This is a genomic window from Micromonospora sediminimaris, from assembly GCF_016863575.1.
Classification (GTDB): domain Bacteria; phylum Actinomycetota; class Actinomycetes; order Mycobacteriales; family Micromonosporaceae; genus Micromonospora; species Micromonospora sediminimaris.
On record NZ_BOPD01000037.1, the window covers coordinates 1 to 19,703 of the forward strand.

A 19,703-nucleotide genomic window follows, 5' to 3' on the forward strand; every position below is an offset into this window, starting at 1 on the left:
CGGGCGATGGCCGCGATGGTCACTGTCCGGTTGTCGTTGGCAGCCATGCGCCCTCCCTACTTCGCTCAACCCTCAACGCCGCCGGCAGGAGCGCCGACAGGCTGACGTACGGCGACGGCGCGGTGCCCGAGCGCCGGCGACGCCCGCTACTGCTTCTTCGCGACCCTGGTGATGTCCTTGACGATCTGGTCCGGCCGCTTCGTGCCGGCGATCAGCTGTGCCACACTCTCGTTCACCTGCTGACCCACCGCTGGCGGGTACGCCTGGTCGAGGTAGAGCTGGAAGCCGGTCGCGATGCCCAGGTTCGCCGCCACGACCTGGTTGTTCAGGTCCTTGATCCCGCCGACCGCGGCCTGGTTGGTGGGCAGCACCGCGCCGGTCTGTGCGGCCCGGCGCTGGTTCCTCGCCTGCAGCAGCGTCCGCAGGAACTCCACGGTTGCGGGCGGTGCGTCGCGGCCGACCACGAAGCCGTTGCCGCCACCGAACGCGTCGGTGGCCGAGCCCTTGCCGTCCTCGACGGCCGGGAAGGGGAAGAAGGCGAGGCGGTCACCGAGGCCGCGCTTGCTGGTCGAGGAGGACGCCTGCACCGACGGTGCCCACTGGCCCATCAGCTCCATGGCGGCCTCCTCGTTGCCCATCGTCGCGGCCTGTCCGGTCTCGGACCCGTACTCCGCGCGCAGGTAGCCCTTCTGGAACGGCTGCATGTCGACAAGTTCCCGGAGGCGTTCGCCAGCGGCGATGAAGACCGGCGTGTCGAAGTTGCGGTCCTCGGCCGCGCGCTGCAGCGCCTCGAGACCGCCGATCCGCATCGCCAGGTACGCCCAGTAGTAGTGCCCGGGCCACTTGTCCTTGCCGCCGAGCGCGATCGGAGCGATGTTGACGGCCTTGAGCTTGTTGACCACTTCCAGCAACTCGCCCCAGGTCTTCGGCGGCGTCTCGATGTTGGCCTTGGCGAAGTGGTCCCGGTTGTACCAGAAGCCGACCATGCCGATGTCGAACGGAATGCCGTAGATCTTGTCGTTCACCGTGTACGGCTGCAACGAGGCGGGCAGCAGCTGACCGATCCACCCCTGGACCTCGCTGGTGATGTCCTTGACGAGGCCGGCCTCGACCTGCTGTTGCAGTGCTCCGCCGCCCCACGACTGGAACAGGTCCGGTGGCATCGCCGCCTCGACCGCCCCGTTCAGCTTGGTCTTGAACGCCTCGACCTCCAACGGCTGTACCTCGACGGTGACGTGGGTGTGCTCGTTCTCGTACTGCCGAGCCAGGTCGGCCCAGACGCTGAGCATCGGCTCGGCGTCCTGGACGTGCCACCATCTGATCTTCTGCGGGTTCGCGGAAGCGCCGCTGTCCCCATCCCCGCAGGCGCCGAGCAGGAGTGCGCCGGCGCCCGCGCCGGCCAACCCCAGCAGCGACCGGCGGGAGAGGTGCGATGTCATGGTTCATCCCTTCGGGGAGGCGTAGTTACGCGGAGGGAACACCACCGCACTCAGCGGCGGCCATGAAAACGGGATCGCAAGTTTCGCTTCGATACCGGTATTTTCGACGTGATGGCCGGCACGTTACGACGGGCTTGCGTCGCCGGTCAAGGGGGTGTCGCGAGGGGACGCCAGCCGATACCGTGAGCGCAATCTTGGCACTTCCGGAGTATTTCCGGGAATTAACCGGGATCGTGACCTGAAGGAGTCGAACATGTCGACCGAGATCGCAGACGTGGCTATCGCCCGGTCGATCCGCAACCCCGTCCTCACCGGCTTCCATCCGGATCCGTCCATCCTGCGGGTCGATGACGACTACTATCTGGCGACCTCGACGTTCGAGTGGTACCCCGGCGTACGGGTGCACCACTCGAAGGATCTCGTCCACTGGCGGGAGCTCGGCGGGATCATCACCGAACGACGCCTGCTCGACCTGCGCGGGTGCGGCGACTCCAACGGGATCTGGGCACCCGACCTCACGTACCACGACGGACTGTTCTACCTGGTCTACAGCGACGTCGCCAGCTTCGCCAGCGGTTACTGGGACGCACAGAACTTCCTCACCACCGCGCCGACCATCACGGGACCATGGTCGGACCCGGTACGGCTGCACTCGCACGGCTTCGACGCCGCGCTGTTCCACGACGACGACGGCACCTCCTGGCTGCTGGCGATGAGTGCTGACTGGCGGCCGGGGCGTGACCGCTTCGGTGGCATCGAGATTCAGCAGTATGACCCGGCCCGACGGCAACTGGTCGGCCGACCCCGGATCATCTTCACCGGCACCGAGGTGGGGCTGACCGAGGGACCGCACCTCTACCGGCACGACGGCTGGTACTGGCTGGTCACCGCCGAGGGCGGCACCAGCTGGGAGCACCAGGTCACCGTGGCCCGGTCGCGAGAGCTGTTCGGGCCGTACGAGGTGGACCCGGCCGGGCCCCTGCTCACCTCTGTCGGCCGGCCGGAGCTGACGCTGCAGAAGGCCGGCCACGGCAGTCTGGTCCGCACCCAGCGTGGTGAGTGGTATTTGGCCCACCTGGTGGCCCGTCCCTACACGCCCCTCGGCAACTGCGTGCTCGGGCGGGAAACCGCGCTCCAGAAGGTCGACTGGTCACCGGGGGGCTGGCCGTGCGTGTCCGGCCGGGTGCCGGCCGACGAGATCCCCGCCCCGGACCTGCCGGCCCATCCGTGGCCCGACGAGCCGGCCACCGACCACTTCGACGCTCCGCAGCTGGGCGCCGGCTGGTCGACCCTGCGCCGACCGGCGACGGACGACTGGATCGACCTGCGCTCCCGCCCGTCGCACCTGCGGGTGCACGGTGGCCAGTCCCCCGTCGGTAAGCAGACGCCCAGCCTGGTGGCACGACCTGTGGGTGCGGTCCATTGCTCGCTGGAGACCGTCGTCGAGTTCGACCCGGGCGACCATCGGCACCTGGCGGGCATCACCGGCTACTACAACACTGAGAACTGGCACCACCTCTACCTGACCCGGGCCGACGACGGACGGTCGGTGCTGGAGCTGCTCAGCTGCGACGGTGGCCACCGCACCGCGTACCCGCACCTGACCGTCGACACCGGCGGCCGGCTGCGGGTGGGCCTGCGGGTCACCTTCGACGGCCCGGTACTGCACTTCGCGTACGACCTCGGTGACGGTTGGCGGCGACTGCCGGTGGAACTGGACGCCACCATCCTGTCGGACGAACACGCGGCCCGGATCGTCGACGGCGAACCGGCGGCCTGGGGCTTCACCGGTGCCCTGCTCGGCCTCTGGGTGCAGGACATCGGCGGCGACGGGCGCTACGCCGACTTCGATCACGCCACCTATCTCGAACACTGATCCTCATCGACCGGCGACGTACGCCGTCCGACCGACCTGCGCCGGCGGGCCCTAGCCCCGGGCCGGCTCGACCCCGTCCACGGAACCCGCGGGAGCGAGCCGGCCCGGCCACTTCGTACGGGTGGCGGGGCGCCGATCCGAGGGCACGGAGCCGAGGTTGGATCCGGAAGTTTCCGGTTGTAAACCGGACGTTCCAGCAGTGCACACGGGCTGCTTCCGGAAGTTTTCGTGGTTGACTGTGGCCATCGATGGCCCTAACGTTTCGACCAAGTTACCGATCGACATCCGGAAAAATATCGGCGCCCTCCGCGACCACGCGACACCTCCGGCCATGGCGCCGCGTACCGCTGCCAACCTGCTCAGCACCGGCCCGAACCGGCGCTTCATGATCGACATATGTCGATTGAGGATCGAGAGGAATGCAGATGAAGTTGAGACGGTGGATGGCCGTCGGAGCGGTCGCCGTCGCGACCGCTGCGACTTTGAACATGGTGCCGGCCACGGCCGGCCGGCCGTACGACCCGACCGCGAAGACCCTGGGCGCCCTCGGCCTGCGTCACGGCCTACAGATCGGCACCGCCGTCAGCGCGGACGCCCTCAATGACAGCGCCGACCCGGAGTACCGCAAGATCGCCGGATCCGAGTTCGTCTCGGTCACCGCCGAGAACGCCATGAAGTGGGAGAGCCTCGAACCCACCCGCGGCACCTACAACTGGGAGCCGGCCGACCAGCTCATCAACTTCGCCAAGCGCAACCGCCAGAGCGTACGAGGTCACGTGCTCGTCTGGCACAACCAGCTGCCGCAGTGGCTGACCGAGGGGGTCGCCGACGGCTCCATCAGCAAGCAGGAGCTGCGCGAGCTGCTGCGCAAGCACATCACCACGGTGGTCAAGCGCTACAAGGGCAAGATCTGGCAGTGGGACGTCGTCAACGAGGCGGTCAGCGACCCCTGGGACACTCCGCCCACCCTGCACTACAAGGGTTTCTGGGCCGAGAACCTCGGGCCCGACTACATCGCTGACGCGTTCCGGTGGGCCCGCGCGGCCGACCCCAAGGCGCTGCTGTTCTACAACGACTACAACATCGAGGCGTTCGGCTCCGGCAACCCGGCCGACGACAAGACCCAGTTCGTCTACGACATGGTCAAGCGGCTGCGTTCCCAGGGCGTACCGATCGACGGTGTCGGCGCGCAGGGCCACCTCGGCACCCAGTACGGCAACTTCAACACCTTCCAGGTGACCGAGGCGCTGAAGAAGTTCACCTCGCTCGGGGTGGCGACCGCGTTCACCGAGGTGGACGTCCGCAGCCAGATGACCGAGGCGGTCCAGGCCGGCAACTCCGAGGAGATCAACCCCCGGTTGCAGGCGTCGGCCGCCAACCACAGCGTGCTGATGAAGGCCTGCCTGGCCGTACGCAGCTGCCTCTCGTACACCGTCTGGGGCTTCAGCGACAAGCACTCCTGGGTGCCGGGCTGGTTCGACGACCCGCCGGAGGGCCTGGCCACCATCATGGACGAGAACTACCAGCCCAAGCTGGCCTACCACGAGATCAAGTCCGACCTGATCCTCGCCGGCCCGCCGTACGTCCTGCCCCGCATCGCACCCAAGCCCCGCCGCTGACCCTCGTCCCGGCGGGCGGACCAGCCATCCACCACCAGCGGGCCGTGTGGGGCGCCAAGCGCCCCACACGGCCCACCAGCGGAAGGTCCGATCGATGTCGTCCACCACGCAGCCCCTGCGTCCCCCGCCTGCCGCGTCCAGGCTGGGCGTCGGACCGCCACCGGTACGGCCCACCGAGGTGATCGGCACCGAACGGGTCGTCTGCCTCACCTTCGATGACGGACCGCACCCGGAGCACACCCCGCACCTGCTCGACATCTTGGCCGCCCACGACGTCCGGGCGGTCTTCTTCCTTCAGGGCGACCGGGTCATCGAGCACCCCGAGCTGGTGCGCCGGATCGTCGCGGCCGGGCATGCGCTGGGCAACCACAGCATGCACCACGACGACATGGGCGCCTGGGCCGCCGGGCGGATCGCCTCGGACCTGCTGGAGACCAACGCCGTCATCCGGCACGCCGTCCCGCACGTCCGGGTCCCCTACTTCCGGGCACCGTACGGGGCCTGGGGCCAGACGCCCGGCGTGGCCACGGCGCTCGGGATGCGGCCGATGGGCTGGCGGCTCGCCGTGACGGACTGGGAACCGCCCGGCACCGACGAGCTGCTGCGACGCCTCATTGAGGGCGTCGCCCCGGGCGCGGTGGTGCTGCTGCATGACGGCGGCGGCGACCGCAGCCAGACCGTCGACGCCGTCGACCGGGCCATCCCCGCCCTGCATGCGGACGGCTGGCGCTTCGCCCTGCCCACCAGCGCCGACGGCCGCTGACGCCGCCGACCGGTAATCGGCCCGTCGGGACCGCTGCACGGTGGCTCCGTCCGGAACAGGTCCACGCTCGACGGTGTCCGGCCATCCGGCCGCCGATCATCGTGGGCGGGACGACCCCGGACCGAGGCCCACCGGCGCGGGTTCGGACGGAACATGCAGCGACAGGCACGGGGACAGGGCGGCGAGGAAATCTGGCGCGTCGAACATCGCGCCCGCCGAGGCGACGCCGACGGCCCTGGTCCGGCCGGTGAGGATGCGGTCGACGGCCTCCACCGCGAGGGGCGCGCTGATCGCGTAGATGTCCTGACCCGTCGCCGCCAGGCGCCGGTGCGTACCGCCGGCTCGGACGAGAACGTCGACGACGAAGGTCTGCGCGGATCGGCCGCGCTCATCGACCGGGGTAGGCGCCGACGCGTCCGCAGCGGACAGGTCCGCCGCCGCAGTGGCCGCCATGTAGGTGCGCACCCTGGGGACGGTCAGGTGGCTGGGCACGGTGACGACGTCGGCCATCGTGAAGTCCCCGATGACCCGTTGCCGGCCCAGCGGAGCCGGGAAGGGCCACTCCAGGCTCGGCAGCGCGTCGTCGTGGTACTCCAGTTGCCCGCCCGTGTAGCGGACCCGGCGGTCACCTCGCCGCCGTGCCGACACCGCGCCCGACGCGCGAGTTCCGGGGGTGGGTCGCCAACTGCTCAGGCCGTAGGCGATGTGCACCTCGTCCGCCGCCGCCGCGTCGTCCAGAACGGTGGTGACCAACAGGTCGCCGAGACCGCCGAAGAAGGCCATCGCCGGGACCACCGCGATGCCCGCGGCGCGGGCCGGCGCCGCGAAGTGCCGGAACGTGTCCAGGTTCGCCTCGATCTCCGCCGCCACGTCGACGTACGGGATGCCGGCGCGCAGCGCCGCCGCCACCAACGCGGCGGCGGTGGAGGCGAACGGCCCGGCACAGTTGACCACAGCGGTCGCGCCGTGCAGCGCGCGGTCGAGGGAGGCCGGATCGTCGACCGCCGCCTGTCGCGTTTCCAGCCCCGGTCGGGTCCGCGCCAACGCCAGCAGCTTGTCCTGGTCGCGGCCGAGCAGCAGCGGCACGTACCCGCGCTCGCACAACTCCGCCACCACGAACCGGCCGGTGTGCCCGTACGCGCCGAACACCGCCACCTCTCGCCCCGCTCCCATGCCTGCCCCCTGCTCGCCGCTCCGCGTGATCTTCTGGGCATGACTCTGCCGGGGCCGGCGAGGCGGGACGAGTGTCCGGAACGACACGACCCGTACAATTTCCGACATGAGCGTCGCCCCGCACTCCGTCGCGATCGCCGCCACCGACGGCATGCTGCACTTCGAACTGGCGCTGGCCTGCGAAGTCTTCGGCTCCGCGCCGGACGCCGTGCCCGGTCCCTGGTACGACGCCCAGGTGTGCGGCACGCGCCCCGTCCACGTCGGCCGGTTCCTGCTGAAGCCGGACCATGGGCTCGACCGGTTGGCAGCCGCCGACACCGTGATCGTTCCCGCCCTGGCGGACGTCGAACAGGAGCCTCCCGGCGAGCTGGTCGAGGCGGTGCGTACGGCGTACGAATCGGGTGCGCGGGTGGTCTCCCTCTGCACGGGCGTGTTCGTGCTGGCCGCCGCCGGCCTGCTGGACGGGCGGCGGGCGACGACGCACTGGGCCCACACCCGGGAGCTGGCCGCGCGCTATCCGAGGGTGACTGTCGACCCGGACGTGCTCTACGTCGACAACGGCCGCGTGCTCACCTCCGCCGGCAAGGCCGCGGCCATGGACCTGTGCCTGCACCTGGTCCGCCGCGATCACGGCCCGGCGATCGCCAACGTGGTCGCCCGCCGCCTGGTCGTGCCACCGCACCGGGCCGGTGGTCAGGCCCAGTTCGTCAGCACACCGGTGCCCGCCCGGGACGGCCGTCCCCTGACCGAGCTGCTTCCCTGGGTGATGCGCCGCCTGGACCAGCCGCTCACCGTCGAGGATCTGGCCCGCCAGGCGAGTCTCAGCTCCCGCCAGCTGACCCGCCAGTTCCGCTCGGTGACCGGCACGACCCCGCTCCAGTGGCTGCTGACGCAGCGGATCCGTCGCGCACAGGAGCTGCTGGAGAGCACCGACGACAGCATCGACACCATCGCCTCGGCCGCCGGCATGGGGACGGCTACCACGTTGCGCCGGCACTTCCACCGCCTGATCGGCGTACCACCGGACACCTATCGGCGGACCTTCCGAGCCTGAGCGCCAGCGCGGCTGTGCGCTGCCGGCGATATACAACACTGCTGGTGGACGGCCCGGATCGAAGATCCAGGGCGCGACTCGAATCGGCTGGACCGACTGCGGCACAACCCGAAACCGCATTCCCGTACCAGCCGGCATTCGGTTTGTCGATCCTGCTGAAGTGAGTTCGTCCGGGTAGCTGGCGGGATCGACCCCCATGGACCCGACGGCAAGACTCAGTGCATCCATTTGCGACTGAGGGAGTTCCTCGTGCGTAGACCATCGTTGTTACGGCGCGCTGCCATCGCGGCCGCGCTGTCCCTGGCTGTGTCCGGCGGAGTCGTCGCCACGGCGGCCGCACCCGCACAAGCGGTGAGCATTACCAGCTGCAAGCAGGCAGCGAAGAAGATTCTCAAGTGGCTGCGTCTCGTGGACACGGCCGCGCACAGCAACAACCCCGACGACCGGGTGTCGCGTAACGACCTGTCGGCCGTCGGCTACTGGTATCCCCACGTTGTCATGCCCAGCGATCCGGTCGAGCGGCAGGAGTTGCAGGATTCCTCGATGGCGATGCTCACCAGAGGTTGGTTTGAGGTAGTTGACGGGATCCGCGCCAACGGCAGGCTCGACGGCATAGCGAACAGGCAGGACTGGCAGTGGGCCGCCAACGATGACACATATGCCTGCGCAGCTTGAGGTGCTGGCGGGTGGTGCGCTCGGAGGCCAGCGAGTGCTGGTGGGCGATACTGGGTTTGAACCAGTGACCTCTTCCGTGTCAAGGAAGCGCGCTCCCACTGCGCCAATCGCCCGTGGAGACCGGCGGCACCCCAGGGTGCGGCCGGACCGCGAGCGGACGACGGGATTCGAACCCGCGACCCTCACCTTGGCAAGGTGATGCGCTACCAGCTGCGCTACGTCCGCACTGCCTCCGGCTGCGCCGGCGACGGGGCAACTCTACCCGATGACAAGATCGCCGGAGGCGCCGCCCCCGACAGCCGGTGATTGCGCCGCTCCCGACCCGGGTACAGAGCCCTCCCGACAGCACACCGCACCCCCCGGACAAAGGAGGCTGTCATGGGTATCGGCACCAGCATTTTCCTGTTGGCGCTCGGCGCCATCCTCACCTTCGCGGTCAACGCCAGCATCGGCGGGCTCGATTTGGACGTGGTCGGCTGGATCCTGATGGCCGCCGGCGTGCTCGGCCTGATCCTGACCACGCTCGTCTGGGGCCGCCGTCGCCAGACGGTCGCCACCACCACGGAGGAGCCGGTGGAGTACCGCCGGGTCGAGGAGCGGCGGGACGTCGCGCCGCCGATGTGACCGGCTGCGGGCGGTGGCGGTCACCGGACGGTGCCGCCACCGCCACGCGTCGGCGACCCGGCGCGGCGCGCGGCTCATCGACTCAGGAGCGGCCGGCGGCGAGTTCCGTGGCGACCGGCGCGTCCCAGTCGATCCGGTAGCGCTGCTCCGGGCCGAGCGTCCGCTCCGGGTCGAGGAAGGTACGCAACGCCAACGGCATCATGAGCCGCATCATCCGCTTCGCGACCGGGCCGACCGTCTTGGTGGACGTCGTCTGCCGTCCCCGCCGGAGCACCTTCTCGACCCGCCCACGGCGCAGCCGCTCGTACGCGTCGAACGCGGCCGGCACGTCGGGGTGGTCCCGCAGGCAGCGGGCCAACTGCACGGCGCTCTCCACGGCCAGTGACGCGCCCTGGCCGGAACTCGGTGACGGCGCGTGCACCGCGTCGCCCACAAGCGCCATCCGGCCGTCGTGCCAACGCGGCACCGACGGCATGCTCTCGATCGATCCGATGGCCACCAGGTCGTCCGGCTCGGTGTGGGCGAGCACCTGCCGGGCCGGCACGTCGTCGGCAAACACCTCGCGGAGCCGGTGCAACCACTGCGATCGCGGAATCTGGCTCGCCTCGGCGTAGCTTGTCGGTCGGTGATCCGGCACGTTGGCGAACCAGGCCGTGCGACCGTCGGGCTGCACCCAGTAGCCGAAGAAGGCACGGGATCCGAAGACGAAGTACATCGCCTCCGGATCGGCGTCGGGCACCGCGTACCGGGCCGCGCCACCGAGGTTCAGCAGTGGCAGCACCTGCGGCCCGGGTGCCTGCGGGTCGATGAGCGTACGCACCCGGGAGCGGATGCCGTCCGCGCCGATCAGCACGTCGGCGCTGGCCGTGGAGCCGTCCGCGAACCGGGCGAGCACGCCGTCGGCGCGCTGTTCGGCGTCGACCAGTCGCTTGTCGTACACGATGCGCACGCCCTGCGCCTCGGCCCGTTCGCGCAGCACCCGGGCCAGGTCGTCACGCCACAGCCCCAGCGTGACCGGTTCCACCGCCACGTGCGGGAAGGCGCCGATGCGGCCTCCGCGACCGTCGGTGACCACGGTCCGTCGCATGGGCAGCCCCACTTCCTCGACGGCCCGCTCGGCATCGACCCAGCGCAACGCGGCCAGGCCGTTGGGTGCCATGGTCAGGGTGACTCCGCTCCCCTCGGCCGCCGACGGGTACGCCTCGTGGACCGTGGCCTCGATCCCGGCCCGGCCCAGCGCCATCGCGGTCACCGGCCCGGCAATCCCGCCGCCGATCACCAGCGCGGTTCGGACGGATGTCATGCGCGACCCCCCATGGTCTCCTGCCAGGACTTCGCATAGTCCGGCTGCTTGAGTGACTCGATCAGCTCGGTGACGAACCGGCGCTCGGCCTCCAGCAACGCGAGCGCGTACTGCTCCTCGACCAGGAAGATCCAGGCGACGCCGTCGGCGCGGGCCTCCTCCATGGTCGTGCGGGTCTCCTCGATCCGGCCGGCCAGCGCCGCCGACCGGCGGCGCAGCACCTCGACCGCCTCGTCGGGCGGGAGCAGGCTGAGCAGCGACAGCGCGACGGCGAAGTGCGGATATTCGTCGCGGGGCTGGGCGAGCAGGGAGCGCAGCCAGTCGTGCACCTCGTGCCGGCCCTCTTCGGTGATCGCGTACACCGTGCGCTCGGGGCGGGCGCTGTCCCGGACCGTCTCCTGAGCGGTGACGAACCCGGCCCGGGCGAGCTGCTCGATGACCATGTAAAGGGAGCTGCGGGTGTACCGGATGAGCTTGTCCTGACCGGTCTGCTTGAGCCGTCGACCCAGCTCGTAGGGGTGCATCGGCTCCCACATCAGCCAGGCCAGCACGGCCAGGGCCAGCGGGTTGGGCACTCTCCGACGTCGATCCACCACCACTCCCTTAGTCAATGCTGACTATGCAGGACTGACCAATGGAGCGTCAACCCGCTCACGCGGGGGTACGACTGAGACATGCGAAAAGGCCCGCTACCGGATCTCCGGTAGCGGGCCTTCATTTACTGGTGGGCGATACTGGGTTTGAACCAGTGACCTCTTCCGTGTCAAGGAAGCGCGCTCCCACTGCGCCAATCGCCCTTGCTGTTCTTACCGAGGTGGGGACGGGATTTGAACCCGCGTACACGGCTTTGCAGGCCGTTGCCTCGCCTCTCGGCCACCCCACCGAGGTTGCCCCCGTCACGCGTGGCGGCAGCTCCGAGCGGACGACGGGACTCGAACCCGCGACCCTCACCTTGGCAAGGTGATGCGCTACCAACTGCGCTACGTCCGCACGCCCCGGGAATACCCGGTGACGGATGAGAACTCTAGCCGAGCGGTGGAACGGATGCCAAATCGGGCTCCCGTCCCGGCGAGTCCGGAACTGTCCGGCTTCCGACTGTCGTAAGCAGGATCAACGGGGGTTTGGTGACCGGCCGTATCCGTTTCGATCGGATACGGTGACGGGCGTGACGAGACGTGCGGCGGAAATCCGCCTGGATGCCCTGCTGCGCACCGCATGTGACGTGATCGGGCAGCGCGGGTTGGCGAACACCCGCACGGCCGATGTGGCGCAAGCCGCCGGGGTGAGCCAGGCACTTGTCTTCTATCACTTTGCCACGAAGGAACGACTGCTCGCCCAGGCCTTCGCGTACGCCGTCGAGCAGGATCTGGCCCGACTCGACGCGGTCACCCGCTCCAGCGCCCCGCCGCTGAGCAAGCTCCGCCGCATCCTGCGCCTCTACACCCCGGCCGGGCGCGCCACCTCCTGGTCCATGTGGATCGACGGCTGGGCGGAGTCCCTGCGTACCCCCGAGTTGGAGAAGGTCTCCCGCAAGCTTGACCTGCGGTGGCGGCAGGACCTCGCCACGGTGATCGCCGACGGGGTCCGGGAGGGCAGCTTCGTCTGCACCGACCCGGCCGGCGCGGCCTGGCGGATCAGCGCCGTGATGGACGGCCTGGCGGTGCAGCTCGCCGTGCACGACCGGGTGATTTCCCGCCGGCAGTTCGCCGAGTGGGTGCGCCTGGTGACCGCCCGGGAACTGGGACTGGATCCCGAGCAGCTGGAATAGGCAGGCGCGGTCGGCGGCCGGGGCAGCCGACGGTTACCCGCGCCACCGAATCCGGCGGGTTACCCGCGCCGCCGACGGGAACAAAGGCGGCATGGAGCTGCTGAAGACGTACCGGCGCAGCCTGGCCGAGTTCACCGACCGGGTGGAACAGGTGCACCCCGGACAATGGTCGGCCACCACCCCCTGCCCCGGCTGGGACGTCCGCACACTTGTCAATCACGTGGTCAACGAGGAACGCTGGAGCGTGCCGCTGCTCGCCGGACGCACCATCGACGAGGTCGGCGACCGCTACGACGGCGACCAGCTGGGTGCCGACCCGATCCAGACCGCCCGCGAGGCCGCGGCGCAGGCCGAGGTCGCCGCGACCAGCCCGGGCACCCTGGACCGGACGGTGCACCTGTCGGCCGGCGCCACCTCCGCCGAGGAGTACCTGCACCAACTGCTGGCCGAACACCTCGTACACGGCTGGGACCTGGCGGTGGCGATCGGCGCGGATCCGACGATGGACGCCGACGCGGTCGCCGAGGCGGCCCGCTGGTACTCCCGCCACGTCGAGGACTACCGGAGCAACGGGCTCGTCCAGCCCGAGGTCGAACTGCCCGCCGGCGCCGGCGAACAGGACCGGCTACTGGCCGCCTTCGGCCGCGACCCCGACTGGGCCCCGTGACGTGACCGGACGCCACGGTGGGGACGGACGGCAGCCCGCCCGCCCCACCGTGGCTTGAATCAGCTCAGGTAACCGCCGTCACGGGGTACCGTCCGCCATCGGCTCCGCGGGTCCGACCGCCGTTCCCAACGGTCGGGCATCGGACCGCCGGCGTCGACCGCGGCCTCGGGCTCACGAGTCAGCTGCCGCAACCGCAGCAGCAGGCCCACCCCGAGGAAGAGCAGCAGACCGCCGAGGAGGAAGGCCACCTCGGTCAGACCCAGCCCGCTGCCGGTCTGGTTACCGGCCGCGTCGGCGTCCGGCGGTTCGGCCGCCCCACCCGCGTACCCCGCGTCGTCGGCGGGTTCGCTCTCCTCCTCGGTCGGATCCACCGTCGGCACCTCGACCGGCTCCTCCGTCGGGTCCACAGTCGGCGCCTCGGACGGGGTGGGTGACGCGGTCGTGGGGCGGGCTTCCGCGCCCCGACCCACCACCTCGCGGGTCGCCGTCTGACGAGACAGCAACCGCAGGTTCCGGTCGTACGCCTCAGCGGCAAGGCTCACCCGTCCCCCGTCGGCGTCCCGGTCGAACGCGATCCGGTACTGCGCGGTGACCGTACGCCCCGGGCAGAGCGTGCCCGGGTCGAGCTGACGGTCGGTCAGCCGTGCCGCGTCACCCTCGGCTCGCACCTCCACCGGAAACGAGCCGGTCTCCTCGATCCGATCCACCCGCACCTGGTCCAGTCGCAGCCCCTGCACACCCAGCACCAGGGACCAGCGCACCTTGATGCAGTCGCCCTGGTCGTCGCGGGACACCACAGCGGAGATCGTCGCCACCCGCCCACCGGCGGTGAACTGGTCCGGCAGGCCGCCGAGTTCGGTGGCGAACGCCGCGTGCGCCGGCGCGGCCATGGCGAAGTCCACTCCGGTGAGACATGCCAGCGCCACCCCGATCCGTAGCGTGTAACGCCACAGCCTCTTCACGATCCGTCCTCCCGTTGGTCGCCTCCATTGGCAACGCTAGGAGCGCGGGAGGCCACCCGGTAGACGGGCGTGTTCGCACGTACCGTGAAGCAAGATGCCCGATTTCACGTACGGTATTGAACCGCTTACGGATCACCCGCGACACGCCGGGCACGGTGACGGTGGACAATCACCGGATGTCCGCGCTCTCCGCCGCCTTCGTCCGGCTGCACGCCCGGCTCGCCCCCGTCGCCTTCGTACCCGAGGTGCGGCTGCACCAGGCGGACGAGCCGATCGGGTTGTGGGAGCTGACCGAGGGCGAGTTCCGCAGCGACCGGCCGCCACCGTTCTGGGCCTTTGCCTGGGCCGGCGGCCAGGGCCTGGCACGCTACGTCACCGACCACCCGGAGGCCGTCGCCGGCCGCCGGGTACTCGACCTGGCCTCCGGCTCCGGCCTGGTGGCCATCGCCGCCGCCCGGGCCGGCGCGACCGCCGTCCGCGCCGTGGAGGTCGACGAACTTGCCGTCGCGGCCGTCGCGCTCAACGCCGAGGCCAACGAGGTACGCGTGGACGCCGAACTCGGCGACATCCTCGACGGCGACGCGGGCGACGCCGAGGTGATCCTGGCCGGCGACGTCTTCTACAGCGAGGCGATGGCCAACCGGGTGCTGCGGTTCCTGCTGCGCGCCACCCGGGCCGGGGCGTCGGTGCTGGTCGGCGACCCGGGACGGGCCTTCCTGCCCCGGGAACGCTTCGACGAACTCGCCGCCTACGACGTGCCGGTCAGCGAGGCGCTGGAGAGCGTACGGGTGAAGCGCACCACGGTGTGGCGGCTGCGCGCCGGGCGGCCGGAGGCGGCCGACTAGCGTGACGCCGTGCTGTTCCGCAGCTGGGAGCAGGTCCCGGCAGACCCCGGGGCCGGCGTCGCCCACTGGCCCGACGTGGCCCGGGTCGCCGATCACGTGGGCGTCGAGCACCTGCTGGTGACCCGGCACGCCCTGGTCCGCCAAGTGCTCACCGACCCCACGACGTTCCGACCCGACAACGCGCTGGACGCGGTCACCCCGATGCCGGTGGCGGCGCTGCGGGTGCTCGCCGCCCACCGGTTCCGGCTGCCGCCGACGCTGGCCAACAACGCTGGCGCCAGCCACCCGGAGATCCGTGCCCTGGTCGCCGACGCCCTGCACCCGACCCGGGTGGCCGCCCAACGGGAGTGGCTGTCCGCGCTGGTCCGGCAACGGGTCGCCGAACTGACCGTCACCCTGGACACCGGCGCACCTGTCGACCTGCACGCGAGCCTCGCCGCCGACCTACCGCTGCTGGTCCTGGCCCGGCTGGTCGACCTGCCCGACGCACCCGTCGCGGCGGTGAAGGAGTTCGCCCGCGCGGCGCTGGAACTCTTCTGGGCGCCGCTGGACGCCGACCGGCAGCGCCTGCTCGCCGTCGAGGTGGGTCGTTTCCACCGGTTGCTGCGGGAGTTCGCGGCCACCGGCGACGGCCTGGCCGCGTCCCTGCGCGCCGCCGGGCACCCGCCCGACGTGGTCGTCGGCGCACTGTTCTTCCTGCTGGTCGCCGGCCAGGAGACCACCTCGCAGTTCCTCACCCTGCTGCTGCACCGGCTCACCGCCGAGCCGGCGGTGCTCGCCGGGCTACGCGACGGCTCGGTGCCGGTCGCCGACGTGGTCGAGGAGGGGCTGCGGCTGGAACCACCGATCGTCACCTGGCGGCGGGTCGCCGCCGTGGACACCACGCTGGGCGGGACGGGGGTGCGGGCGGGTACCAGCGTGGTGCTGTGGCTGGCCCGCGCCGGACGGGACCCGGAGGTCGTGCAGTCGCCGGACGAGTACCGCCCGGGGCAGCGCGGGTCACGCCGGCATCTGGCCTTCGGTGCGGGCGTGCACCGCTGCGTCGGCGACCAACTCGCCCGGATGGAAGCCACCACGCTGGTGCGCGAGGCCGCACCGCTGCTGACCGGGGTACGCGTGGTGCGTCCGCCCCACTATCCCGACAATCTCACCTTCCGGATGCCCGACACCTTCGTCGTCCGCCGCTGACCGGCACCGCGGCTCAGGTGGTCTCGTCGGCCCAGGCGCGCCAGTCGTCGAGCACGCCGTACAGGGCCGGGGTGAGCCAGCCCGGCGCGGAACGCCGGAACACTCCCGGGTCCATCGCCCCGGCCCCGGCCGGCAGCGCGCCGAGCAGATTCGGCAGCAGGTCGCTGAGGTTCGCCCAGTGCACCAGCTCAGGCTCAGCCGGCCAGGCGCCGATGATCACGCCCGCCGGCACGGCCCGCCGGTCCAGGGCCTCCAGGGTGAGCGCGGTGTGGTTGAGGGTGCCCAGGCCGGCCCGAGCCACCACCACCGCCGGAGCGCCCAGTGACACGGCCAGGTCGGCGACGGTCCACGGCTCCCCAGACGGCCGCAGGCCCATCGGTACGAGCAGTCCGCCGGCCCCCTCGACCAACACCAGATCGTGCTTGTCGGCCTCCTCCCGCACCGCGTCGACCGCGTTGTACAGCTCCAGCGGCGGCAGTTCGGCCACCCGGGCGGCGGCCAACGGCGCGAGCGGGTCCGGAAAGCTGGCCAGCGTACGACAGGTCATCGGGGCAGCCAGCCGGGCGACCGTCTCGACATCACCGGGATCGCCGGTGGCCGTACCGGTCTGACCGGGTTTGACCACCGCCACCCGCAGCCCGGCCGCCTGCGCCGCGGCCGTGATCGCCGCGGTCACCACCGTCTTGCCGACCTCGGTGTCGGTGCCGGTGACAAGCACCGGTCCACGCCACTGATCCGTCATGGCGCACATTCCACGATGACCTCCAGGGCGTGTTCGAAGTCCGCCCGCGGCACCCCGGCGCTGACGGTCAGGCGCAGCCTCGACCGGCTGTCCGGGGTGGAGGGCGGGCGGAAACAGCCGACCGCCACCCCCCGGTCCCGGCAGGCGGTGGCCCACGCCGTCGCCGCCTCCGGGCTGGGCGCGGTGATCGAGACGACGGCGGCGTCGGCAGCGGAGACGTCCAGGCCGGCGGCGCGCAGCCGGCCGACCGCGTGGGCGGCCCGCTCGGCCAGCTCGGCGCGCAGGCCGGCGCCGGAGCGCGCCAGCCCGACGGCGGCCTGCACCCCGGCCGCCACCACGGGCGGCAGGGCGGTGTCGTAGATGAAGGTCCGCGCGGTCTCCACCAGGTGCCGGACGAACTCGGCCGGGCCGGCCACCACGCCACCGGCCCCGCCGAGTGCCTTGGACAGGGTCGCGGTGACCACCACGTCGGGTTCGCCGGTAAGCCCGGCCTCGGCGACCGCGCCGGCACCGTCCGGACCGACCACGCCCAGCGCGTGTGCGTCGTCGACGAGCAGCAACGCGCCGTGTTCGCGGGCGGTGGCGTGCAGCCGCGCCAACGGGGCGAGGTCGCCGTCGACGGAGAAGACCGACTCGGTGACCACCACCGCCGGTCGGCCCGGGGCGGCGGCGAGGGCGGCGGCGACCGCCGCCACGTCGGCGTGCGGGGTCACCACCGTCTCCGCACCGGAGATCCGGCAGCCGTCGATGAGTGAGGCGTGGTTGTGCGCGTCGGAGATCAGCAGCGTACGGGGACGCACCAGCGCGCGGACCGCACCGAGGTTGGCCAGGTACCCGGAGGAGAAGACGAGCGCCCGGTCGGTGCCGAGCCAGTCGGCGAGCGTTTCCTCAAGCGTGTGATGGACTTCGGTGGAGCCGCGGATCAGCCGTGAACCGGTCGCACCCAGCCCGTACGCGGCAAGGGCCTGCGCGGCGGCGGCAACCACCTCAGGGTGCGCGGCCAGGCCCAGGTAGTCGTTGCCGGCCAGGTCGACCACACCGTCGGCGGCGGCGCGCGGATGCAGCCGGCGGGTCAGTCCCGCCTTGGCCCGCAGCTCGGCGCGGCGGTCCAGCGCCGCCAGCCAGTCCGCCACCGCCACGTCCCTTCCCCGCCGGTTCCGCCCGTCAGGCGCTTCCGCCGGGCGAAGTTACCACCCGGGATGCCCGCACCGGCGTGGCGGCGTACGGCTCGCCGCGCTGAGCCACCGGGCGGCCGGGTCGGACCGGGCGGCGCGGCGGCCTTGTAGGGTACGTGCCATGCCAGAGATCCTCGACCAGGCCCGGGACCAGGTGCTGCACAACGGCGTCGGTCTCGACGAGGCCGGTGTCCTCGCCGTGCTGAACCTGCCCGACGAGCACCTGTCCGCCACCCTTCAGCTCGCCCACGAGGTGCGGATGCGCTGGTGCGGCCCGGAGGTCGAGGTCGAGGGCATCGTGTCGCTGAAGACCGGCGGCTGCCCGGAGGACTGCCACTTCTGTTCCCAGTCCGGCCTGTTCACCTCGCCGGTGCGGTCGGTGTGGTTGGACATTCCCTCGCTGGTGCAGGCGGCGAAGCAGACCGCCGCGACCGGGGCGACCGAGTTCTGCATCGTGGCCGCCGTCCGGGGCCCGGACGACCGGCTGATGAAGCAGATGCGTGAAGGGGTCGCCGCGATCAAGGCGGAGGTCGACATCCAGGTCGCCGCCTCGCTCGGCATGCTCACTCAGGAGCAGGTCGACGAGCTGGTCGACATGGGTGTGCACCGCTACAACCACAACCTGGAAACCTGCCGGTCGTACTTTCCGAACGTGGTCACCACGCACTCGTGGGAGGAGCGGTGGGAGACCCTGCGGATGGTCCGCGAATCCGGCATGGAGGTCTGCTGCGGCGGCATCCTCGGCCTCGGTGAGACCGTCGAGCAGCGGGCCGAGTTCGCCGCGCAGCTCGCCGAGCTCGATCCGCACGAGGTGCCACTGAACTTCCTCAACCCTCGGCCCGGCACCCCGCTGGGTGACCGCCCGGTGGTGGAGGGCAGGGACGCGCTGCGGGCCATCGCCGCGTTCCGGCTGGCCATGCCGCGCACCATCCTGCGGTACGCGGGCGGCCGCGAGATAACCCTGGGTGATCTCGGTACCCGCGACGGGCTGCTCGGCGGCATCAACGCCGTGATCGTCGGCAACTACCTGACCACCCTCGGCCGACCGGCCACCGACGACCTCAAGCTGCTCGACGAGCTGAAGATGCCGGTCAAGGCGCTGTCGGCGACCCTGTGATGCCAGCCGTGGCAGCTCAGACCTGGTGCGACAGGTGCGGGGAGGCGGCAGCGTCCGGCGCCCACGAGCAGTGTGCGGCGGCCCGCGCCCTGGAGCCGCCCCGGTACTGCGCGCGGTGCCGACGCCGGATGAAGGTGCAGGTGCTGCCGATCGGCTGGTCAGCGATCTGCGTGGAACACGGCGAGATTCGGAGCTGAGCGGATGCTGCGCGGCAAGGCGGTGACCCTGCGACCGGCGACGGCCGCCGACGTGCCCGCGCTGGCGAGGATCCGCGCCGAGCCCGAGGTACGCCGCTGGTGGCGCGGCGGCGACGACCTGGTCGCCGCCGTCGAGGCGGATCTCGCCGAGGAGGGCACCTCGGTGTACGCCATCGAGCACGGCGACCGGGTGGTCGGCGCGATTCAGTGGCACGCCGAGGACGACCCGGATTACCGGCACGCCGGGCTCGACATCTTCCTCGACCCCTCGGTACGCGGTGCCGGGCTCGCCGGGGACGCCATCCGCGTCCTGATCCGCCACCTGATCGACGACCACGGCCACCACCGCTTCACCATCGACCCGGCCGCGGCGAACACCGCCGCCATCCGGGCGTACGCGAAGGTTGGTTTCCGCCCGGTCGGGGTGCTGCGCCGCTACGAGCGTGGCGAGGACGGCCGCTGGCACGACGGCCTGCTGATGGACCTGCTCGCCGACGAACTGGCCGACTGAGCCCG

20 protein-coding genes and 5 tRNA genes are annotated in these 19,703 nt (G+C 71.2%); 13 read left to right on the forward strand and 12 right to left on the reverse strand.

Features of this window, described 5'->3' with window-relative positions; genetic code table 11:
• Window positions 1-146: 146 nt before the first annotated feature.
• Complete coding sequence (locus tag Vse01_RS24765; protein ID WP_093402897.1) at window positions 147-1,439, reverse strand: extracellular solute-binding protein; 1,293 nt, start codon at window positions 1,437-1,439, stop codon at window positions 147-149.
• A 253-nt stretch (window positions 1,440-1,692) separates the two neighbouring features.
• On the opposite strand from Vse01_RS24765, the gene Vse01_RS24770 reads away from it, so the two are divergent.
• From Vse01_RS24770 to Vse01_RS24780, 3 genes are all read left to right on the forward strand, one after another.
• Window positions 1,693-3,315 (forward strand): glycoside hydrolase family 43 protein, encoded by a 1,623-nt coding sequence (locus tag Vse01_RS24770; protein WP_093402896.1) that lies wholly within the window; start codon window positions 1,693-1,695, stop codon window positions 3,313-3,315.
• 425 nt (window positions 3,316-3,740) lie between these two features.
• On the forward strand, window positions 3,741-4,934 hold the full coding sequence (locus Vse01_RS24775; RefSeq protein ID WP_093403193.1) for an endo-1,4-beta-xylanase: 1,194 nt from the start codon (window positions 3,741-3,743) through the stop codon (window positions 4,932-4,934).
• Window positions 4,935-5,028: 94 nt separating this feature from the next.
• Complete coding sequence (locus Vse01_RS24780; RefSeq protein ID WP_093402895.1) at window positions 5,029-5,697, forward strand: polysaccharide deacetylase family protein; 669 nt, start codon at window positions 5,029-5,031, stop codon at window positions 5,695-5,697.
• A gap of 96 nt (window positions 5,698-5,793) precedes the next feature.
• On the opposite strand, the gene Vse01_RS24785 is transcribed toward Vse01_RS24780, so the two are convergent.
• Entirely contained in the window at window positions 5,794-6,870 is a 1,077-nt protein-coding gene (locus tag Vse01_RS24785) for a saccharopine dehydrogenase NADP-binding domain-containing protein (protein WP_093402894.1), read from the reverse strand.
• 106 nt (window positions 6,871-6,976) lie between these two features.
• Here Vse01_RS24785 and Vse01_RS24790 point away from each other — a divergent pair, with 106 nt between their 5' ends.
• Together Vse01_RS24790 and Vse01_RS24795 are read left to right on the forward strand one after the other, a co-directional pair.
• Window positions 6,977-7,924 carry a helix-turn-helix domain-containing protein gene (locus tag Vse01_RS24790; protein ID WP_093402893.1) on the forward strand — a complete coding sequence of 316 codons (948 nt, stop codon included), beginning with the start codon at window positions 6,977-6,979 and terminating at the stop codon, window positions 7,922-7,924.
• A gap of 249 nt (window positions 7,925-8,173) precedes the next feature.
• Window positions 8,174-8,599: a hypothetical protein gene (locus Vse01_RS24795; protein WP_139233116.1), complete on the forward strand. Its 426-nt coding sequence runs from the start codon at window positions 8,174-8,176 to the stop codon at window positions 8,597-8,599.
• A gap of 38 nt (window positions 8,600-8,637) precedes the next feature.
• Here the strand turns inward: Vse01_RS24795 and Vse01_RS24800 are convergent.
• Together Vse01_RS24800 and Vse01_RS24805 are read right to left on the reverse strand one after the other, a co-directional pair.
• Window positions 8,638-8,712, reverse strand: a tRNA-Val gene (locus Vse01_RS24800).
• Window positions 8,713-8,751: 39 nt separating this feature from the next.
• Window positions 8,752-8,824, reverse strand: a tRNA-Gly gene (locus Vse01_RS24805).
• Between the two features lie 153 nt (window positions 8,825-8,977).
• On the opposite strand from Vse01_RS24805, the gene Vse01_RS24810 reads away from it, so the two are divergent.
• A complete protein-coding gene (locus Vse01_RS24810) occupies window positions 8,978-9,223 on the forward strand; it encodes a DUF6458 family protein (RefSeq protein ID WP_093402891.1) in 246 nt (81 codons plus the stop codon).
• Window positions 9,224-9,305: 82 nt separating this feature from the next.
• On the opposite strand, the gene Vse01_RS24815 is transcribed toward Vse01_RS24810, so the two are convergent.
• The 5 genes from Vse01_RS24815 to Vse01_RS24835 all read right to left on the reverse strand — a co-directional run bounded on the left by Vse01_RS24815 (window position 9,306) and on the right by Vse01_RS24835 (window position 11,516).
• Window positions 9,306-10,526 (reverse strand): FAD-dependent monooxygenase, encoded by a 1,221-nt coding sequence (locus Vse01_RS24815; RefSeq protein WP_093402890.1) that lies wholly within the window; start codon window positions 10,524-10,526, stop codon window positions 9,306-9,308.
• Window positions 10,523-11,119: a PadR family transcriptional regulator gene (locus Vse01_RS24820; protein ID WP_093403192.1), complete on the reverse strand. Its 597-nt coding sequence runs from the start codon at window positions 11,117-11,119 to the stop codon at window positions 10,523-10,525. Before Vse01_RS24820 ends, Vse01_RS24815 begins: the two co-directional genes overlap by 4 nt.
• Window positions 11,120-11,248: 129 nt before the next feature.
• Window positions 11,249-11,323, reverse strand: a tRNA-Val gene (locus Vse01_RS24825).
• 15 nt (window positions 11,324-11,338) lie between these two features.
• Window positions 11,339-11,409, reverse strand: a tRNA-Cys gene (locus Vse01_RS24830).
• 34 nt (window positions 11,410-11,443) lie between these two features.
• Window positions 11,444-11,516 (reverse strand) — tRNA-Gly (locus Vse01_RS24835).
• A gap of 175 nt (window positions 11,517-11,691) precedes the next feature.
• Between Vse01_RS24835 and Vse01_RS24840 the strand changes: the two genes are divergently transcribed.
• Complete coding sequence (locus Vse01_RS24840; protein ID WP_093402889.1) at window positions 11,692-12,294, forward strand: TetR/AcrR family transcriptional regulator; 603 nt, start codon at window positions 11,692-11,694, stop codon at window positions 12,292-12,294.
• Window positions 12,295-12,385: 91 nt separating this feature from the next.
• Window positions 12,386-12,961, forward strand: coding sequence for a TIGR03086 family metal-binding protein (locus Vse01_RS24845; RefSeq protein WP_093402888.1), 576 nt, complete (start codon window positions 12,386-12,388; stop codon window positions 12,959-12,961).
• 59 nt (window positions 12,962-13,020) lie between these two features.
• On the opposite strand, the gene Vse01_RS24850 is transcribed toward Vse01_RS24845, so the two are convergent.
• Complete coding sequence (locus Vse01_RS24850; RefSeq protein ID WP_093402887.1) at window positions 13,021-13,923, reverse strand: hypothetical protein; 903 nt, start codon at window positions 13,921-13,923, stop codon at window positions 13,021-13,023.
• Window positions 13,924-14,099: 176 nt separating this feature from the next.
• Between Vse01_RS24850 and Vse01_RS24855 the strand changes: the two genes are divergently transcribed.
• Window positions 14,100-14,768, forward strand: a complete 669-nt coding sequence (locus tag Vse01_RS24855) for a class I SAM-dependent methyltransferase (protein ID WP_093403190.1) — start codon at window positions 14,100-14,102, stop codon at window positions 14,766-14,768.
• Window positions 14,769-14,777: 9 nt separating this feature from the next.
• Window positions 14,778-15,956 carry a cytochrome P450 gene (locus Vse01_RS24860; protein ID WP_093402886.1) on the forward strand — a complete coding sequence of 393 codons (1,179 nt, stop codon included), beginning with the start codon at window positions 14,778-14,780 and terminating at the stop codon, window positions 15,954-15,956.
• Between the two features lie 13 nt (window positions 15,957-15,969).
• On the opposite strand, the gene bioD is transcribed toward Vse01_RS24860, so the two are convergent.
• Both bioD and Vse01_RS24870 read right to left on the reverse strand, forming a co-directional pair.
• On the reverse strand, window positions 15,970-16,707 hold the full coding sequence (gene bioD / locus Vse01_RS24865) for a dethiobiotin synthase (protein ID WP_093402885.1): 738 nt from the start codon (window positions 16,705-16,707) through the stop codon (window positions 15,970-15,972).
• Entirely contained in the window at window positions 16,695-17,831 is a 1,137-nt protein-coding gene (locus tag Vse01_RS24870; RefSeq protein ID WP_093403188.1) for an 8-amino-7-oxononanoate synthase, read from the reverse strand. The genes bioD and Vse01_RS24870 overlap by 13 nt, the downstream gene beginning before the upstream one ends.
• Before the next feature lie 163 nt (window positions 17,832-17,994).
• Here Vse01_RS24870 and bioB point away from each other — a divergent pair, with 163 nt between their 5' ends.
• Genes bioB through Vse01_RS24885 form a run of 3 tightly spaced genes read left to right on the forward strand, consistent with a single transcriptional unit; the run spans window position 17,995 to window position 19,698 of the window.
• The gene (gene bioB / locus Vse01_RS24875; protein ID WP_093402884.1) at window positions 17,995-18,990 is read left to right on the forward strand and encodes a biotin synthase BioB; all 996 of its coding nucleotides are present in this window, start codon (window positions 17,995-17,997) and stop codon (window positions 18,988-18,990) included.
• Window positions 18,990-19,187 (forward strand): biotin synthase auxiliary protein BsaP, encoded by a 198-nt coding sequence (bsaP, locus tag Vse01_RS24880; RefSeq protein WP_093403187.1) that lies wholly within the window; start codon window positions 18,990-18,992, stop codon window positions 19,185-19,187. Before bioB ends, bsaP begins: the two co-directional genes overlap by 1 nt.
• 4 nt (window positions 19,188-19,191) lie before the next feature.
• Window positions 19,192-19,698, forward strand: coding sequence for a GNAT family N-acetyltransferase (locus Vse01_RS24885; protein ID WP_093402883.1), 507 nt, complete (start codon window positions 19,192-19,194; stop codon window positions 19,696-19,698).
• The last annotated feature ends 5 nt before the right edge of the window (window positions 19,699-19,703 follow it).